Below are 16,399 nucleotides of genomic sequence, written 5' to 3'. Positions count from 1 at the left end.
GGCTGGACATGCTCCACCGGGCGTTTACCATTTGCCCTCTAGCATGACCGCAGGATGCGGAGGGAAGTGATGCGGAACGGTGGGACCAGTCGGAGGGAGGGGGGATGAGTTTCCTTGACCGTCTGTCACGCTGGTTTCGCCGGCCGGCCGATGTCGTGCCGGCCGAGGCGCCGCCTCGGGGTGTGCAGCGCGGGGCGGTGGATCATGTCGTGGTGCTGGATGGCACGCTGGCCTCGCTGCATCCGGGGCGCGAAAGCAATGCGGGGCGGGCGTTCCAGATCCTGCGCGAACCGGTGCCGGGGGCGCAGCGACGCAGTCTCTATTACGAACCGGGCCTGCAATGGGAAAGCTGGTCGGACACGGTCGATGTCTTGCAGGGGCGCGGCATCAACCGCCAGATCCGCCGCGCCTATGGCTGGCTGGCCAGCCATTATCGCCCCGGCGACCGCATCTTTCTGCTGGGCTATTCGCGCGGTGCCTATGCGGTGCGCAGCCTGGCCGGGGTGATCGACCGGGTGGGCCTGTTGCGGCAGGAAACCGCGACCGAGCGGAATGTGACGCTCGCCTATCGCCATTACGAACGAAACCCCGACGGCCGCGCCGCCCGCATCTTCGCGCTGGAAAACTGCCATGACGCGGCGCCGATCCAGATGGTCGGGGTCTGGGATACGGTCAAGGCGCTTGGGGTGCGGCTGCCGCTGCTCTGGATGCTGACCGAGGGGCGGCATGCCTTTCACAACCACCATCTCGGCAGTTCCATCCGCCACGGCTATCAGGCGCTGGCCCTGCACGAAACCCGGTCGGTCTTTGCCCCGGTGATGTGGGATTGCCCGCCGGGATGGGAAGGGCAGGTGCAACAGGTCTGGTTTCGCGGCAGCCATGCCGATATCGGCGGCCAGTTGGGCGATTTCACCGCCGCGCGTCCGCTGGCCAATATCCCGCTGGTCTGGATGCTGGAGCGCGGCGAAGGCTGTGGGCTGGCCCTGCCCGAGGGCTGGCGCGACCGCTTTCCCTGCGACGCCCATGCGCCGATGGTGGGCACCTGGCGGGGCTTTGGCGCGGCCTTCCTGCTGCGCCATGCCCGCAAGGTCGGGCGCGACCCGTCCGAACGCGTGCATCCTTCGGTGCTGGAGGTGGAGCCGAAGCGTTGGTCGCTGCCCGAACTGCGCCTGCCCGAGGCGCCGCTCACGGGCGCCGTTATTCGAGAATGATGCAGGTCGTCGATCCCGTGGCATAGATCCGCCCGTCGGCCTTGCCGCGGATCGTGCCATGCGCGACCGCCGTGCTGCGCCCGGCATGATCCAGCAGGCCCTCGGCCTCGATCTCGGTGCCGATCGGCAGGGCGCGGGTGATATTCACCTTGTATTCCAGCGTCGTATACCAACGCCCCTGCGGCACGGCCGTCATCACCGCGCAGCCCAGCACGGCATCCAGAACCGTGCCATACCAGCCGCCATGCACGCCGCCAAAGGGGTTGGTATGCTCAAACCCCGCCGCCCCGGTCAGCGTCACCCGACCCGGCGCGACCGAGGCGATGCGATAACCCATGATCGCGGCGATGGTCGGATGGGGGATGCGGCCCGCGAGCATGTCCTGCATGAATTGAAGGCCCGACATCGCCAGCAGCGTTTCGCGGCTGGGCAGGTCGGCGGCGGTGCGGGCAAAGACGGGATCGGTCATGCCGCAGGGATGGCAAATCCCTTGCCGCTGCGGAAGGGGGCCGCGTGCGCGACGCTGCGTCACGCCGCCGCGAAACGCAGCCAGAGCCACAGCCCGCCGATCAGCAGCGGCTGGTGGATCAGATAGATCGCCAGCGAATGCCGCCCCGGCCAGGCCAGCGCCTCAGGCCCGGTGACCCGCGCCAGACGCGGCCAGAGCGGCCCGGCCAGCCGCGCCAGCCCCAGACCGATCAGCAGCGGGCCGAACCAGGGGAACAGCGGCTCGTAATCCATCGTATAGGCGGGCAGGGTGCCCAGACCCAGAAAACGCAAGGCGGGCTGGTTCCAGTCCAGCATCTGCGCCAGCGGCGCGCTCAGTCCGATCAGCGCAAGGCCCAGACCCAGATTGACCCAGCCGGGCAGGCGCAGAAAGGCCAGGCCCAGCAGGCTGCCGAGCGCGATGGAATGCAGGATGCCGAAATAGACCCAGCCCTGCGGCATCGCAATGCGGGTGGCCAGGCTGACCAGCGCCGCCGCCCCGGCCAGCATGAGCCAGCGCCGCCAGAACGCCCGCCAGCGGATTCCCTCTCCATGCGCGAGCCAGAGCGAGACCCCCGCCAGCGCCAGGAAACTGCCCGCCACCGCGCGCGCCAGCCCCCAGAACAGGCCGGCCTGCACCGTGCCCGGCGCAACAAGCCCGAACATCTGAAGGTCAAAGGTGAAATGGAACACCACCATCCCCAGCAGCGCCAGGCTGCGGGCCAGATCGACAAGCCAGATTCGCGGGGTAATGCGCATAGGCCCTTGTCGCAACTGCCCCGCCGCCCCGCAATGAAAAAGGCGGCCCCTTGGGGCCGCCCTGTCGCGCGTGGCGCCGGCTCAGCGGTGGCGCACATCCACATAGTCGCGCTGCGTCTCGCCGGTATAGAGCTGACGCGGGCGGCCGATCTTCTGGGTCGGGTCGGCGATCATCTCGCGCCACTGGCTGATCCAGCCGACGGTGCGGCTCAGCGCGAAGATCGGCGTGAACATCGAGGTCGGGAAGCCCATGGCATCGAGGATGATGCCCGAATAGAAATCGACATTCGGATAGAGCTTCTTCTCGACGAAATAGGGGTCTTCCAGCGCGATACGCTCCAACTCCTTGGCGACTTGCAGGGTCGGGTTGTTCTCGATCCCCAGCAGGCCCAGCACCTCGTCGGCGGATTCCTTCATCACCTTGGCGCGCGGGTCAAAGTTCTTGTAGACCCGGTGGCCAAAGCCCATCAGGCGGAACGGATCGTTCTTGTCCTTGGCGCGCGCCACGAATTCCGGGATGCGATCCACGGTGCCGATCTCGCGCAGCATTTCCAGGCAGGCCTGGTTGGCGCCGCCATGGGCCGGCCCCCACAGACAGGCGATGCCGGCCGCGATACAGGCAAAGGGATTGGCGCCCGACGAGCCCGCCAGACGCACGGTCGAGGTCGAGGCGTTCTGCTCGTGATCGGCATGCAGCATCATGATGCGGTCCATGGCCTTCGCCAGAACCGGGCTGACCTGATAATCCTCGCAGGGCACCGCAAAGCACATGTGCAGGAAGTTGGCGGCGTAATCGAGGCTGTTCTTCGGATAGACGAAGGGCTGGCCCACCGAATACTTGTAGGCCATCGCGGCGATGGTCGGCAGTTTGGCGATAAGGCGCATGGCGGCGACTTCGCGCTGCCAGGGATCGTTGATATCGGTCGAGTCGTGATAGAAGGCCGACATCGCGCCGACCACGCCCACCATGGTCGCCATCGGGTGACTGTCGCGACGGAAGCCGCGGAAGAAATAGTGCATCTGCTCATGCACCATGGTGTGCCGGGTGATGCGGGTTTCGAAATCCTTCATCTGCGCGGCATTGGGCAGCGCCCCGTGCAGCAGCAGATAGCAGACTTCGAGGTAATGCGACTTTTCGGCCAGCTGGTCGATCGGATAGCCGCGATGCAGCAGCTCACCCTTGTCGCCGTCGATATAGGTGATCGCGCTGTCGCAGGCCGCGGTCGAGGTAAAGCCCGGATCGTAGGTGAAGACATCGCCCTGGGCATAGAGCTTGCGGATGTCCAGAACGTCAGGTCCGACGGTGCCCGACAGGATCGGCAGGTCGATGGTCTTGTCGTCAAACGTCAGCTTCGCGGTTCTGGTGGTCTCTGCCATGGTCACGTCCCTCTGCGTTGGCGGGCAGCGCCGGGGTGGCGCTGCGGCGAATAGCGGGCGGGCAGAGGGCGCGGCGATCAGGCCGCGGCATCCTCCAGCCGCGAAATCGTCTCGTCCTGACCGATGACCAGCATCATGTCATAGACGCTCGGGCTGACCGTGCGCCCGGCAAGGGCGGCCCGCAACGGCGCGGCCAGTTTGCCAAAGCCGATGCCGTGTTCTGCCGCGATCCCCGTCAGGATGGCCTCAAGATCATCCTTCGTCCAGCTAGCAGTTTGCAGGCGCGGCGTCAATGTTTTCAGTATACCACGGGATACCGCGTCCAGCGCCCTTTCCGCCGCATCGTCACGCGAAATGGGGCGTTCGGCAAGGATATACCGTGCCTTTTCAATAAGTTCCGGAAATGTTTTGGCCCTTTCCTTCAGGCTCGACATGCCAGCCAGCATCAGCCGATGCTGGTCTTGGGTCAAGGCCGGCTGGTCTGATGCCGCCAGAAATGCCTCCAGTTCATGCAGCAGCGCAGCATCGGGCGTGGCGGCGATGTGCTGGCCGCACAGATTCTCCAGCTTCTTGAAGTCGAGCCGGGCCGGCGCGCGACCGATTCCCTTCAGGTCGAACCATTCCATCGCCTGCGCGCTGGTAAAGAACTCGGCGTCGCCATGTGCCCAGCCCAGCCGCGTCAGGTAATTGCGCATCCCCGCCGCGGGATAGCCCATGGCCTGATATTCCTCGACGCCAAGCGCGCCGTGACGCTTGGACAGCTTCTTGCCGTCGGGGCCGTGGATCAGCGGGATATGCGCCCAGACCGGCACCGCCCAATCCATCGCGTCATAGACCATCTGTTGCCGTGCGGCGTTTACCAGATGGTCATCGCCCCGGATCACATGCGTCACGCCCATGTCGTGATCGTCCACGACCACCGCCAGCATATAGGTCGGCGTCCCGTCCGAGCGCAGCACGATCATGTCGTCCAGCGTCTCGTTCTTGATGCGGACCTGGCCCTGAACCTGATCGTCGATCACCGTTTCGCCCAGGCGCGGCGCCTTCATGCGGATTGCATAGGGCCGGTCGGGATAGCTGGCCGGGTCGGCGTCGCGCCAGGGGCTCTGGAACAGGGCATAGCTGCCCTTCGCCTCTGCCTCGGCGCGGAAGGCGTCGATTTCCTCCTTGGTGCTGAAACACTTGTAGGCCGTGCCGCGCGCCAGCATCTCATGCGCGACCTCGGCATGGCGGTCGCGGCGTTCGAACTGGCTGATCACGTCGCCATCCCAGTCAAGGCCCAGCCATTCCAGCCCGCGCAGGATCGCGGCCGTGGCCTCGGGGGTCGAACGCTCGCGGTCGGTATCTTCGATCCGCAGCAGGAACTTGCCGCCCCGGCCGCGCGCGAACAGCCAGTTGAACAGCGCCGTCCGGCCGCCGCCGATATGCAGATAGCCGGTGGGCGAGGGGGCAAAGCGGGTGACGACGGGCGGGGTCATGGATGCGTTAACCTTTCGGAAACCGTGTTGGCCTTAGCCTTTGGTCAGCGTGATAGGCGAGAGGAGGCGGGGAAACAAGGTGGCGGCGCTGTGGCGGCAGGCGCAATGGCCCTTCGTGGCCCTGCTCACGGCCTTGGCCGAGGCGCGGGGCTATCTGTTCCCCTGGGCGCCGGTCTGCCTTGGGCTGGGGATCGGGCTGTGGTTCGGGCTGGTGAACGAACCGCCGCTCTGGGCCTATGGCGCGATGGTTTGTGGCCTTGTCGGGCTGGTCGCGCTCTGGCGGCTGGGGCCGGAGGTCGCCCACCCCCTCTGCGTCGCCTTGGCCATGGTGCTGCTTGGGGGGCTCGCCGCCGGGTTGCGGGTGCATCTGGTGGCCGCGCCGGTGCTGGAATTCCGCTATTACGGCCCGGTTACCGGCCGCATCGTCGAAATCGACCGATCGCAATCCGATGCGCTGCGGCTGACGCTCGATCAGGTCGTGCTGGATGCGGTGGCGCAGGAGCGGACCCCGCACCGGGTGCGTGTCGCGCTACATGGCAAGATCGCGGTGATGACGCCGACGCCGGGGCAGCGGGTGCAGATGACCGCGCATCTGGCCCCGCCAGAAGGCCCGGTCGAACCCGGCGGCTTTGATTTTCAGCGCATGGCCTGGTTCATGCAGCTCGGCGCGCTTGGCTACAGCCGCACGCCGGTCTTGCGTCTGGCCGATCCGGCCCCGCGCGAGCAATGGGTGAACCGGATGCGCGCGGCCCTGTCGGCGGGCATTCAGGCGAGCATCGGGGGTGATGCCGGCGCCTTTGCCTCCGGCGTGATGACCGGCGATCGTTCGGGGCTGAGCGGGCCGGCCGTCGCCGATCTGCGTGCCTCCAGCCTTGCGCATCTTCTGGCAATTTCGGGCATGAACATGGCCTTTCTGATCGGCTTTGTCTTCACCCTGATCCGCAGCGGTATCGCCCTGGTGCCGGCGCTGGCCTTGCGGGTGAACGCCAAGAAGATCAGCGCCGTCGTCTCGTTGGGCGTGGCCTGGTTCTACCTCTTGCTCTCCGGGTCGAACGTGGCGACCGAACGCGCCTTTCTCATGGTCTGCGTGATGCTGGGCGCGGTGCTGCTGGACCGGCGGGCGCTGTCGATGCGCTCGGTCGCGCTTTCGGCGATGGTCCTGCTGCTGGTCCGGCCGGAAAGCCTGCTGGACCCCGGGTTCCAGATGTCCTTCGCGGCGACGATTTCGCTGATCGCGGGCTTTGGCGCGCTGGAGGGCGGGGTGCTGCGCGGGCGCATTCCCCGCTGGGTCATGCCGGCCTTCACGCTGGTTCTGTCTTCGCTGCTGGCCGGGTTGGCGACCGGGCCTTTCGGTGCGGCGCATTTCAACCGGATTGCCGATTTCGGCGTTTTTGCCAATCTGTTGACCGTTCCGGTGATGGGCATCGTGGTGATGCCCGCCGGCGCGGTGGCGGCGCTGGCGGCACCCTTTGGGCTGGCCGATCTGCCGCTTTGGGTCATGGGGCTGGGCTGTCGCTGGATCCTGTATGTCGCCGCCATGGTTGCGGAATGGGAGGGGGCGGTGACGCCGGTCGTGGCGCCGGGGCCCTGGGTGCTGCCCTTGATCACACTGGGCGGACTGGGGCTCGCGCTTTGGCGCGGATGGCGGCGGGTGCTGGCGCTGCCGGTCCTGATTGTGGCCTTCGGGCTGTGGTCGCAGGCGCCGCGCCCGGATCTGCTGATCGCGCCGGATGGCGCGCTGGTCGGGCTGATGACGCCGGAAGGGCGGTCGCTTTCCGTCACGCGCGGCGCGGGTTTTGCCGCGCAAAGCTGGTTGGAGAATGACGGCGACCTGACCGAACAACCGACCGCCGCCGCCCGCCCGGGATTCGAGGGGGCGAAGACCGCGCGGCATTTTCAACTCGGGCCCTGGCGGGGGCTGCATCTGCGGGGCAAGACCGCAGCCGAGGGCGCCGCTGCCGCTTGCGCCGCCGCTGATCTGGTGATTGTCGCCGCGCGCCTGCCAGAGGCGCCCACCGCGCCGGGCGACTGCATCCTGCTGGATCAGCGTTTCTTGCAAAAGACCGGCGCGCTGGCGCTGACGCTTCGGGATGGGCAATTGATCCCACAGCCAGCCCGACAGGGTCAGAGGCTCTGGCAGCGGGGCGCCGGGGCCGCCCCTCTCGATCCCCTGATCCTGTCGCCAGAACGCCGGGCTGCGCTGGATCAATAGCTGCGGATCAGGCCGACCAGCCGGCCCTGCACCTTGACCATATGATCGGGGAACACCCGCGTCTCATAGGCGGGGTTCGCCGCCTCCAGCGCGATCATGTCGCCCTTGCGGCGGAACCGTTTCAGCGTCGCCTCGGCATTATCGACCAGGGCCACGACGATATCGCCATTATTCGCGGTATTCTGTTCGCGGATCACCACGATATCGCCATCGTTGATCCCGGCCTCAATCATCGAATCGCCCTTCACCTCCAGCGCGTAGTGCTGACCGGCGCCCGACAGCATCGACCCCGGCACCGCAACGTGATGCGATACTTCGGAAATCGCCTCGATCGGCACACCGGCGGCGATGCGGCCCATCACGGGCAGTTCCATCGCGTGAATGGCCTCAACCGGCATCGCCGCGCGCGGCGGCGGGGCCGCGGGGCGCGCGCCTTCGATCACACGCGGCGAAAAGCCGGGTTTTTCCATCGCTTCGGGCAGCTTCACAATCTCGATCGCGCGGGCGCGATGCGCCAGACGACGGATGAAGCCACGCTCCTCCAGCGCAGTGATCAGCCGGTGGATCCCGGATTTGGACCGCAGGTCCAACGCCTCTTTCATCTCGTCGAAGGACGGCGGAACCCCGTCGCGATCCATGCGGACGCGGATGAAATCCAGCAATTCCAACTGCTTGCGCGTGAGCATCAGGCCAATCCCCTTCGCGGACACATCAGAAGTTATCTTAATGTTCTGCCCGTGTTCCCGCTTTGTGTCAAGCCTGTTCGCCTAGAGCGGCAGAAATTCCACATTGTCACCCGCGCGGCGGGCGCCATCGCCGGCGGGGCGCAGCAGCAGCGCATCGGCGGCGCACAAGACTGAAAGCAGCGCCGAATCCTGCCGCGCAAAGGGGGTGACAACCGGCGCGCCGGCGCCTTCGTCGAGACGCGCGCGCATGTAATGCGCCCGGGGGCCGGCGGGGCCGGTATCGCAGCCCAGCACGCCGTGTCGCAGCCGTGGCGCGGGGGCAGGGTCACCCTGCATCGCGCGCAGCAGCGGCAGCAGGAACAGATGCGCACAGACCACCGCCGAGACCGGGTTCCCCGGCAGGCCAAGCATGGGGCGCCCCTGAAAGGTTCCTGCAATCAACGGCTTGCCCGGTCGCATCGCGATCTTGTAAAAGGCCCGGCTCATCCCCAGCCCCTCGCCCAGCCGCGCGATCACATCATGGTCGCCGACCGAGGCGCCGCCGATCGTGACCAGCACATCGACCTCGCCGACCAGATCGAGCGCGGCGCGCAGGCTTGCCTCGCTGTCGCGCGCGATCGGCAGCAACCGCGCGATGCCGCCCGCCGCCTCGACCAGCCCGCGCAGCGCAAAGGCGTTGGAGGCGATGATCTGGTCGGCGCGCGGGCTTTCGCCAGGCATCACCAGCTCATCCCCGGTGGCCAGCAGCGCGACGACAGGCCGCCGGCGCAGCGGCAGCGTCGCGTGGTTCATCGCCGCCAGCAGCGCCAGATCATGCGCACCCAGGCAGCGCGGCGTCACCAGATCGCCCGCGCGAAAATCGTCGCCGCGCGGGCGGATATTGTCCTGCCCGCCGCCCTCGGTCACGGTGATCACATCGCCCGCCCGCGTGACGTTTTCCTGAATGACGACATGCCGGGCGTCTGCAGGCACAGGCGCGCCGGTAAAGATGCGCAGCGCCTCGCCTGCGGTCAGCGTGCCGGCAAAGCCATGCCCGGCCCCCGCCTCGCCGATCACGCGATAGCGCGCGCCAGAGGCCGGCGCCTCGGGCAGGGCATATCCATCCATCGCCGAGGCCGCAAAGGGCGGCTGATCCAGCCGCGCGGCGACGGGTTCGGCCAGCCAGCGGCCCATGGCCTGCGCCAACGGCACGGTTTCGACCGGCAGCGGCGTGGCCAGAGCCAGCACCCGGTCCAATGCCTCGGCGACCGGAATCACGGCGCTGCCTCATAGCGGCCCGACTTGCCGCCTTCCTTCAGCACAAGGCGTATCCCCTCAATCTGCATGGATTTTTCGGCAGCCTTCAGCATGTCATAGATCGTCAGGCAGGCGACCGACACGGCGGTCAGCGCCTCCATCTCCACCCCGGTCTGGCCGGTGGTCTTGACCGTCGCCTCCACCACCACGCCGGGCAGGGCCGGGTCGGCCCTGAGGTCAAGCGCCACCTTGGTCACCGGCAGCGGATGGCACAGCGGGATCAGGTCGGCCGTCCGCTTTGCACCCATGATGCCCGCGAGCCGCGCCACCGCCAGCACGTCCCCCTTGGCCGCCTGGCCCGAGATCACCAGCGCCAGCGTCTCGGCCGACATCCGCACCGCACCGCGCGCCACCGCCAGCCGCGCCGTCACCGGCTTGTCCGACACATCGACCATATGCGCATCGCCCTGCGCGTCGAAATGGCTGAGCGGCATCAGTGGCCCCCCGGCGCCCGCAGCGGATTGGCCAGCAGCGCCCGCGTCGCGCTGGCAACATCGTCCTGCCGCATCAGGCTTTCGCCGATCAGGAAGCAGCGCACGCCATATTGCGCCATGTCGGCCAGATCGCCGGGCGTGAACAGCCCGCTTTCCGAGACGATCAGCCGGTCCGCCGGCGCCCGCCGCGCCAGGTCGCGCGTGGTGTCCAGCGACACGTCGAAAGTGTGCAGATTGCGGTTGTTGATGCCCAGAAGCGGCGATTTCAGCCGCGCCGCGCGCTCCAGCTCCGCCCGGTCATGCACCTCGATCAGCACATCCATGCCAAGCGCGAAGGCGGCCTGTTCCAGATCCGCCGCCTGTGCATCGTCAAGCGAGGCCATGATCAGCAGGATGCAGTCGGCCTTCAGCGCCCGCGCCTCGATGATCTGATAGGGATCATAGATGAAATCCTTGCGCAGGCAGGGCAGGCGGGTCGCATCATGCGCCTGGGTCAGAAAGGCGTCATCGCCCTGAAAGCTGGGGCCGTCGGTCAGGATCGACAGACAGGTCGCGCCGCCCTCCTCATAGGCCCGGGCGAGGGCGGGCGGGTCGAAATCCGGCCGGATCAAACCCTTGGAGGGGCTGGCCTTCTTGACCTCGGCAATCAGGCCATAGCCCTTGGCGGCGGCCTGTTGCAGCGCGGCGGCAAAGCCACGCGGGGCCGGGGCGTCCTTCGCGGCGTCTTCCAGATCGGCCAGCGGACGGGCCACCTTGCAGGCGGCGACATGCTCCAGCTTGTAGGCCTTGATACGGTCGAGAATGGTGCTCATGTCGGACTCCTTTCCCCCGGGATAGCCGCTGCGCGCCGGTTTGAAAACCCGCGAGCGCAGTTCACCCCGCCCAATCCACCGCCGGCTCCCCCCGCGCGACGAGCCAGTCATTCACCCGGCTGAACGGGCGCGATCCGAAAAAGCCGCGATAGGCCGCCAGCGGCGAAGGATGCGCGCTTTCCACGAACAGATGCCCCGCGCGGGGCAGGCGCGCGCACAACTTTTGCGCAGGCCCCCCCCAAAGCACGAAGGCGCGTGGCCCATCGGCGGCGGTGGCGGCCAGAACTTGCGCCACCAGCGCCTCCCAGCCCCAGCCCTTGTGGCCGTTCGACTGGCCCAACGGCACCGTCAGCACACTGTTGAGCAACAAGACCCCCTGCGCCGCCCAGCCCGACAGATCGCCGTCGCGCCGCCCCACCCCCAGATCGGCCTGCAACTCCGTCAGGATGTTCCGCAAAGAATGCTGCGGCGCCGCCCCGGGCGGAAAGCCGAAGGCGAGGCCAGTGGCGCGCCCCGGCGTCGGATAGGGATCCTGACCCAGGATCACCACCCGCACCCGGTCGCGCGGCGTCAGTTCCAGCGCGCGAAACGGGTTGGCCGGCTGCCAGGGCGCCGCCGTCGCCAGCCGCCCGGCCAGCGCGGGCCAGTCCGTGCGAAAGAACGGCAGATCGGCCCAACTTGGCGGCGGCGGGGGCAAGTTCTGCGCCACCATGCCCGGCCTCCCTTCATCTGTTCAAAAATATCCTGCGGGGAGGTCCGGAGGGGTGCAAAACCCCTCCGGGGTCACCAGAGGCGCGCGCCCGGGCTCAGGCCGCGGTCAGCGCCACCAGCGCCTCGACCTTGCCAAGCGCGGCACCGCTGTCGATCGACTCGCGCGCGATCTCCACCCCTTCGGGCAGGCTCCCGGCGCGGTCGGCCACCACCAGCGCGGCGGCGGCATTCAGCAGCACCGCGTCGCGATAGGCGCCGGCCTCGCCCTCCAGCAACCGGCGGAAGGCCGCGCCGTTTTCGGCCGGGGTGCCGCCGATGATCGCCTCGAACGGATGGGCCGGCAGGCCCGCATCCTCGGGATGCACCGAAAATTCGCGGATCTGCCCGCCTTCCAGCGCCGCGACCCGGGTCGGCAGCGCGATCGACACCTCATCCGTGCCATCGCCCCCATGCACCAGCCAGGCCTTTTCCGACCCCAGCATGCGCAGCGTCTCGGCCATCGGGCGCAGCAGTGCGTCGGTAAAGGTGCCGGTCAATTGCCGCTTTGCCCCGGCGGGGTTGGTCAGCGGCCCCAGAATGTTGAAGATGGTGCGCGTGCCCAGTTCGGCCCGCACCGGGCCGACATGGCGCATCGCCGGATGATGCATCGGCGCCATCATGAAGCCGATCCCGGCCTCGGCCAGACAACGCTCCACCACCTCGGCGCCGACCATGACATTGATCCCCATCTCGCCCAGGGCATCCGCCGCGCCGGATTTCGACGACAGGTTGCGATTGCCATGCTTGGCCACCGGCACACCGGCGCCCGCCACCACAAAGGCGGTCGCGGTGGAGATGTTCAGCGTGCCCTTGCCGTCGCCGCCGGTGCCCACGATATCCATCGCGCCCTGCGGCGCCCGCACGGGGTGGCATTTCGCACGCATCACGCTGGCGGCGGCGGCATATTCCTCCACCGTCTCGCCCCTCGTGCGCAGGGCCATCAGAAAGCCGCCCATCTGCGCCGGCGTCGCCTCGCCCTCGAACAGGGCCTCAAAGGCGGCGCGGGCCTCGTCGGGGGTCAGCGCCCGGGTCGCGGCAGTGCCGATCAGCGGTTTCAGACGGTCGCTCATGCCGCCACCCCCGAGGCCGCGCGGGCAGAGTCGAGGAAATTCCGCAGCAATTGATGCCCGTGTTCGCTGGCGATGCTTTCGGGGTGGAACTGCACACCCTCGATCGGCAGGGTCTTGTGGCGCAGGCCCATGATGGTGCCATCCTCCAGCCAGGCGGTGATCTCCAGGCAATCGGGCAGGCTGTCGCGCTCCACCACCAGCGAATGATAGCGCGTGGCGAGGAAGGGCGAGGGCAGGCCACGGAACACGCCTTCGCCCTTGTGATGCATGTTGCCCATCTTGCCATGCACGATCTCGTGGCAGCGCACGACCTTGCCGCCGAACGCCTCGCCGATGGTCTGATGGCCCAGGCACACGCCCAGAAGCGGGATCTTCGCTTCGGCGGCGGCGTGGGTCAGCGGCAGGCAGATGCCGGCCTGCGCCGGGTCGCAGGGGCCGGGCGACAGCACGATCATTTCGGGGCGCAGCGCCATAGCCGCCTGCACATCCAGCGCGTCATTGCGCACGACCCGGATATCGGCCCCCAACTCGCCCAGATAATGCACGAGATTGTAGGTGAAGCTGTCATAATTGTCGATCAACAGAAGCATCGGGCCGGGCCTTGCGAAAAGGGCATGTTTGGGGGTGAACCCCGCGCAGCGTCGGGTTATACATGGGCCCAGCCAAGGGGCAAGGTCAAGTCAAAGGCCACGACCCCGGGGGCCAAGGGCAGCGGCGGGCAAACCGTCGAAACGGGTGGAGGCAGCGTCGTGCGTGGGTTCGTGTCTGGTATCGTCTGGGGCGGGGTCGTCTCTGTCCTGGGGCTTGGGGTGGCGTCGCAACTGGCGGCGCCGCCGCGTGCGGTGCTGTCTGAGCGGGCGGCGAACCTGCCGACCAACCCCGGTGTGAAAGAGGTGGAAGGCGCGGCGCCGCGGCTCGATCCGGCCCCGATGGATACCCCCGCGCCGGAGCCTGTCGCCGAGGAAGCGCCGGCCGTCACGCCTGATGTCACAGCGGCCGCGACCGAGGCCGCTCCGATGGAAACGGCGCCCGCGCCGGCACCAGAGGCCGAAGAGGTGACCGCGACCGCGCCGGATGACGCGCCGGAGCAAGAGGCGCCGACGCCGCTTGTCGCCGCCGAGCAGACCCCGCCAGCCCAGCCGGTGCCGGGTGCCGAAATGACCGATCCCGCGCCCTCTGGCGCCGCGATGACCGAGGCGCCGGCCCCCGATCAGGCGCCTTTGCCCGATCTGCCCGCCACCACCGCCGAGGCCGACCTGCCGCCCTTGCCGGGCGAGATGCCCGCGCATTCCCCGCTGGCGCCCGAAACCGAGGAACCGGCGGCAGAGGCCCCGTCCGAGCCCGTCGCCCCGGCCGAGCCGCTGCTCGACAAGCCCGGCATGGCCGCGACGCCCGCCGATGCCCCGGGTGACGGGGCCGCCATCGCACCGCCCGCCGAAAGCGCATCCGAGGCCCCCGACGCACCCACCCCGCCGCAGCCCGGCCTGACGGGCGAGGTGGCCGGGGTGACGACCGGCCGCCTGCCCAGCATCGGCAGCGATGCCCCGCCACCCCCGGCCGAAGACGCGCTGCCCAGCGTGGATGCCGGCCTGCCGCTGGCCCGCTATGCCGCCCCGTTTGAAAACCCGGCCAACAAGCCGCTTTATGCGGTGCTGCTGATCGACGATGGCAAGGCCGCGATCGACCGCGCCGCGCTGGCCGCGCTCTCGGTGCCGGTGACGCTCGTCCTCGACCCGACAGCGGCCGATGCCGACAAGCTTGCCGCGCTCTATCGTGGCGCCGACAAGGAGGTGGCGATGCTCGCCACCGCCATTCCCGCCGGCGCCAAGCCCAGCGATCTGGAAGTCACCTTTGAAACCCATGCCAAGGCGCTGCCCGAGGCGGTGGCGGTGGTCGATCTGCCGCAAGACGGGTTCCAGAACAACCGGGCGCTGGCCTCGGCACTGGTGCCGGTGGTCAAGGCGCAGGGGCGCGGGCTGGTGACCTTTGACAAGGGGCTGAATGCCGGCGATCAGGTCGCCCGGCGCGAGGCGGTGCCCGCCGCCCGCATCTTCCGCGAACTGGATGGCGAGGGCGAGGCCGCGCCGCTGATCCGCCGCTATCTGGATCGCGCGGCCTTTAAGGCGGCGCAGGACGGGCAGGTTGTCGTTCTGGGCCATGCCACGCCCGAGATGATCGCCGCGCTGACCGAATGGGCACTGGAGGGGCGTGCGGGATCCGTCGCGCTGGCTCCGCTGAGCGCGGTTCTCGCCCGGGCGGAATGACAAAAGGGGGCGCGCCGCGCCCCCTTTTCGCGATGCCGCGGCGCCGGATCAGAGATTGCCGGCGCGCGCGAACAGGCCCGCATCCTCGGCCGCGCGACGCAGGGCCTTGGATTTGTTGACCGTTTCCTGAAATTCGGCTTCGGGGTCGCTGTCATAGACCACGCCGCCACCGGCCTGGATATACAGCTTTTCATCCTTGAGAACGGCCGTGCGCAGCGCGATGCAGAAATCCATCTCGCCATTGGCGGCGAAATAGCCGACGCCGCCACCATAGACGCCGCGCTTTTCCGGCTCCAGCTCGTCGATGATCTCCATCGCGCGCACCTTGGGCGCGCCGGACACCGTGCCGGCGGGCAGCCCGGCCAGCAGGGCAGACAGCGCATCCTCGCCCTCGGCAATCTCGCCGATCACGTTCGACACGATGTGCATGACATGGGAATAGCGTTCGATGATGAACTTCTCGGTCGGTTTCACCGTGCCGATCTTCGCCACGCGCCCCACATCGTTGCGGCCCAGATCCAGCAGCATCAGATGTTCGGCCAGTTCCTTCTTGTCGGCCAGCAGATCCAGCTCCAGCGCCTTGTCCTCGGCCGGGGTGGCGCCGCGCGGGCGGGTGCCGGCGATCGGGCGGATCGTCACCTCGCCCTCGCGCAGCCGCACGAGGATTTCGGGGCTGGCGCCCACCACCTGAAAACCGCCGAAGTTGAAGAAGAACATGAAAGGCGACGGGTTGGTGCGCCGCAGGCTGCGGTAAAAGGCAAAGGGCGGCAGGGTGAAATCCTGGGTCCAGCGCTGGCTGGGCACCACCTGAAAGATGTCGCCGGCGCGGATGTAATCCTTGGCGCGTTCGACCGCCTGCTTGTAGCCCTCATGCGTAAAGTTCGACACCTGTGCGCCGACCGGCGTCACCTCGCCCAGATCGCGCATGGCGGGGGGCGTGCGGTCCAGATCGCGCAGCGCGTCCATCACCCGCTCGGCCGCCTGGGCATAGGCCGCCCGCGCCGACAGGCCCGATCCGACCCAGGCCGGCGACACGATCGTCACCTCGCCCTTGACGCCGTCCAGGACCGCGATGACCGAAGGCCGCATCAGCACCGCATCGGGCAGGCCCAGCGGATCGGGGTTCACATCGGGCAGATGTTCGACCAGGCGGATCATGTCATAGCCGAGATAGCCGAACAGGCCCGCGGCGATGGCCGGCAGGTCGCCCGGCATCTCGATCCGGCATTCGGCCAGCAGGGCGCGCAGCGTCTCCAGCGGGTGCCCGTCCAGCGGACGGAAGGCCGCCGCGTCGAACCGTGCCTCGCGATTGATCTCCGACTGTTCGCCCCGGCAGCGCCAGATCAGGTCGGGCTTCATCCCCACCACCGAATAACGCCCGCGCAGCTCGCCCCCCGTCACGCTTTCCAGCATGAAAGTATCGCTGCGCGCCTCGCCCAGCTTGAGCATCAGGCTGACAGGCGTATCCAGATCGGCCGCCAGCCGGGCATAGACCAGCTGGTTCTGCCCCGCGTTCCAGCCGCGCTCGAACGCCTCGAAGGTCGAAATCATCGCCATGAAAGGC

General features: G+C 68.2%; 15 protein-coding genes. 3 read left to right on the top strand and 12 right to left on the bottom strand.

Annotation, left to right across the window (positions count from 1 at the left end; all coding sequences use genetic code 11):
* Window positions 1-104 precede the first annotated feature (104 nt).
* Complete coding sequence (locus FOA17_RS07750) at window positions 105-1,211, top strand: DUF2235 domain-containing protein (protein WP_149140900.1); 1,107 nt, start codon at window positions 105-107, stop codon at window positions 1,209-1,211.
* On the opposite strand, the gene FOA17_RS07745 is transcribed toward FOA17_RS07750, so the two are convergent.
* The 4 genes from FOA17_RS07745 to gltX form a co-directional block, all read right to left on the bottom strand.
* Window positions 1,198-1,680 carry a PaaI family thioesterase gene (locus tag FOA17_RS07745; protein WP_149140899.1) on the bottom strand — a complete coding sequence of 161 codons (483 nt, stop codon included), beginning with the start codon at window positions 1,678-1,680 and terminating at the stop codon, window positions 1,198-1,200. The genes FOA17_RS07750 and FOA17_RS07745 overlap by 14 nt on opposite strands.
* Window positions 1,681-1,739: 59 nt before the next feature.
* Window positions 1,740-2,456 (bottom strand): heparan-alpha-glucosaminide N-acetyltransferase, encoded by a 717-nt coding sequence (locus FOA17_RS07740; protein ID WP_149140898.1) that lies wholly within the window; start codon window positions 2,454-2,456, stop codon window positions 1,740-1,742.
* A gap of 81 nt (window positions 2,457-2,537) precedes the next feature.
* Complete coding sequence (gene gltA / locus FOA17_RS07735) at window positions 2,538-3,833, bottom strand: citrate synthase (RefSeq protein ID WP_149140897.1); 1,296 nt, start codon at window positions 3,831-3,833, stop codon at window positions 2,538-2,540.
* Window positions 3,834-3,910: 77 nt separating this feature from the next.
* Window positions 3,911-5,311 (bottom strand): glutamate--tRNA ligase, encoded by a 1,401-nt coding sequence (gene gltX, locus FOA17_RS07730; RefSeq protein WP_149140896.1) that lies wholly within the window; start codon window positions 5,309-5,311, stop codon window positions 3,911-3,913.
* Window positions 5,312-5,390: 79 nt separating this feature from the next.
* On the opposite strand from gltX, the gene FOA17_RS07725 reads away from it, so the two are divergent.
* A complete protein-coding gene (locus tag FOA17_RS07725) occupies window positions 5,391-7,523 on the top strand; it encodes a ComEC/Rec2 family competence protein (protein ID WP_238991763.1) in 2,133 nt (710 codons plus the stop codon).
* Here FOA17_RS07725 and lexA read toward each other — a convergent pair.
* The 7 genes from lexA to FOA17_RS07690 form a co-directional block, all read right to left on the bottom strand.
* A complete protein-coding gene (lexA, locus tag FOA17_RS07720; protein ID WP_149140895.1) occupies window positions 7,517-8,209 on the bottom strand; it encodes a transcriptional repressor LexA in 693 nt (230 codons plus the stop codon). The genes FOA17_RS07725 and lexA overlap by 7 nt on opposite strands.
* An 81-nt stretch (window positions 8,210-8,290) precedes the next feature.
* A complete protein-coding gene (locus tag FOA17_RS07715) occupies window positions 8,291-9,466 on the bottom strand; it encodes a molybdopterin molybdotransferase MoeA (protein WP_149140894.1) in 1,176 nt (391 codons plus the stop codon).
* A complete protein-coding gene (moaC, locus tag FOA17_RS07710; RefSeq protein ID WP_149140893.1) occupies window positions 9,463-9,942 on the bottom strand; it encodes a cyclic pyranopterin monophosphate synthase MoaC in 480 nt (159 codons plus the stop codon). Before moaC ends, FOA17_RS07715 begins: the two co-directional genes overlap by 4 nt.
* On the bottom strand, window positions 9,939-10,751 hold the full coding sequence (gene trpC, locus FOA17_RS07705) for an indole-3-glycerol phosphate synthase TrpC (RefSeq protein WP_149140892.1): 813 nt from the start codon (window positions 10,749-10,751) through the stop codon (window positions 9,939-9,941). The genes moaC and trpC overlap by 4 nt, the downstream gene beginning before the upstream one ends.
* 61 nt (window positions 10,752-10,812) lie before the next feature.
* Window positions 10,813-11,463, bottom strand: coding sequence for a uracil-DNA glycosylase (locus FOA17_RS07700; protein WP_149140891.1), 651 nt, complete (start codon window positions 11,461-11,463; stop codon window positions 10,813-10,815).
* A 94-nt stretch (window positions 11,464-11,557) separates the two neighbouring features.
* Window positions 11,558-12,571 carry an anthranilate phosphoribosyltransferase gene (gene trpD, locus FOA17_RS07695; protein WP_149140890.1) on the bottom strand — a complete coding sequence of 338 codons (1,014 nt, stop codon included), beginning with the start codon at window positions 12,569-12,571 and terminating at the stop codon, window positions 11,558-11,560.
* Complete coding sequence (locus tag FOA17_RS07690) at window positions 12,568-13,161, bottom strand: anthranilate synthase component II (protein WP_149140889.1); 594 nt, start codon at window positions 13,159-13,161, stop codon at window positions 12,568-12,570. The genes trpD and FOA17_RS07690 overlap by 4 nt, the downstream gene beginning before the upstream one ends.
* A gap of 159 nt (window positions 13,162-13,320) precedes the next feature.
* Here FOA17_RS07690 and FOA17_RS07685 point away from each other — a divergent pair, with 159 nt between their 5' ends.
* The gene (locus tag FOA17_RS07685) at window positions 13,321-14,835 is read left to right on the top strand and encodes a polysaccharide deacteylase family 2 protein (protein ID WP_238991762.1); all 1,515 of its coding nucleotides are present in this window, start codon (window positions 13,321-13,323) and stop codon (window positions 14,833-14,835) included.
* Window positions 14,836-14,883: 48 nt separating this feature from the next.
* On the opposite strand, the gene trpE is transcribed toward FOA17_RS07685, so the two are convergent.
* Window positions 14,884-16,392: an anthranilate synthase component I gene (gene trpE / locus FOA17_RS07680; protein ID WP_149140887.1), complete on the bottom strand. Its 1,509-nt coding sequence runs from the start codon at window positions 16,390-16,392 to the stop codon at window positions 14,884-14,886.
* Window positions 16,393-16,399 lie beyond the last annotated feature (7 nt).

This window comes from Gemmobacter caeruleus (assembly GCF_008271655.1).
GTDB lineage: Bacteria > Pseudomonadota > Alphaproteobacteria > Rhodobacterales > Rhodobacteraceae > Gemmobacter > Gemmobacter caeruleus.
This window is presented reverse-complemented; position numbering and strand designations above follow the sequence as displayed.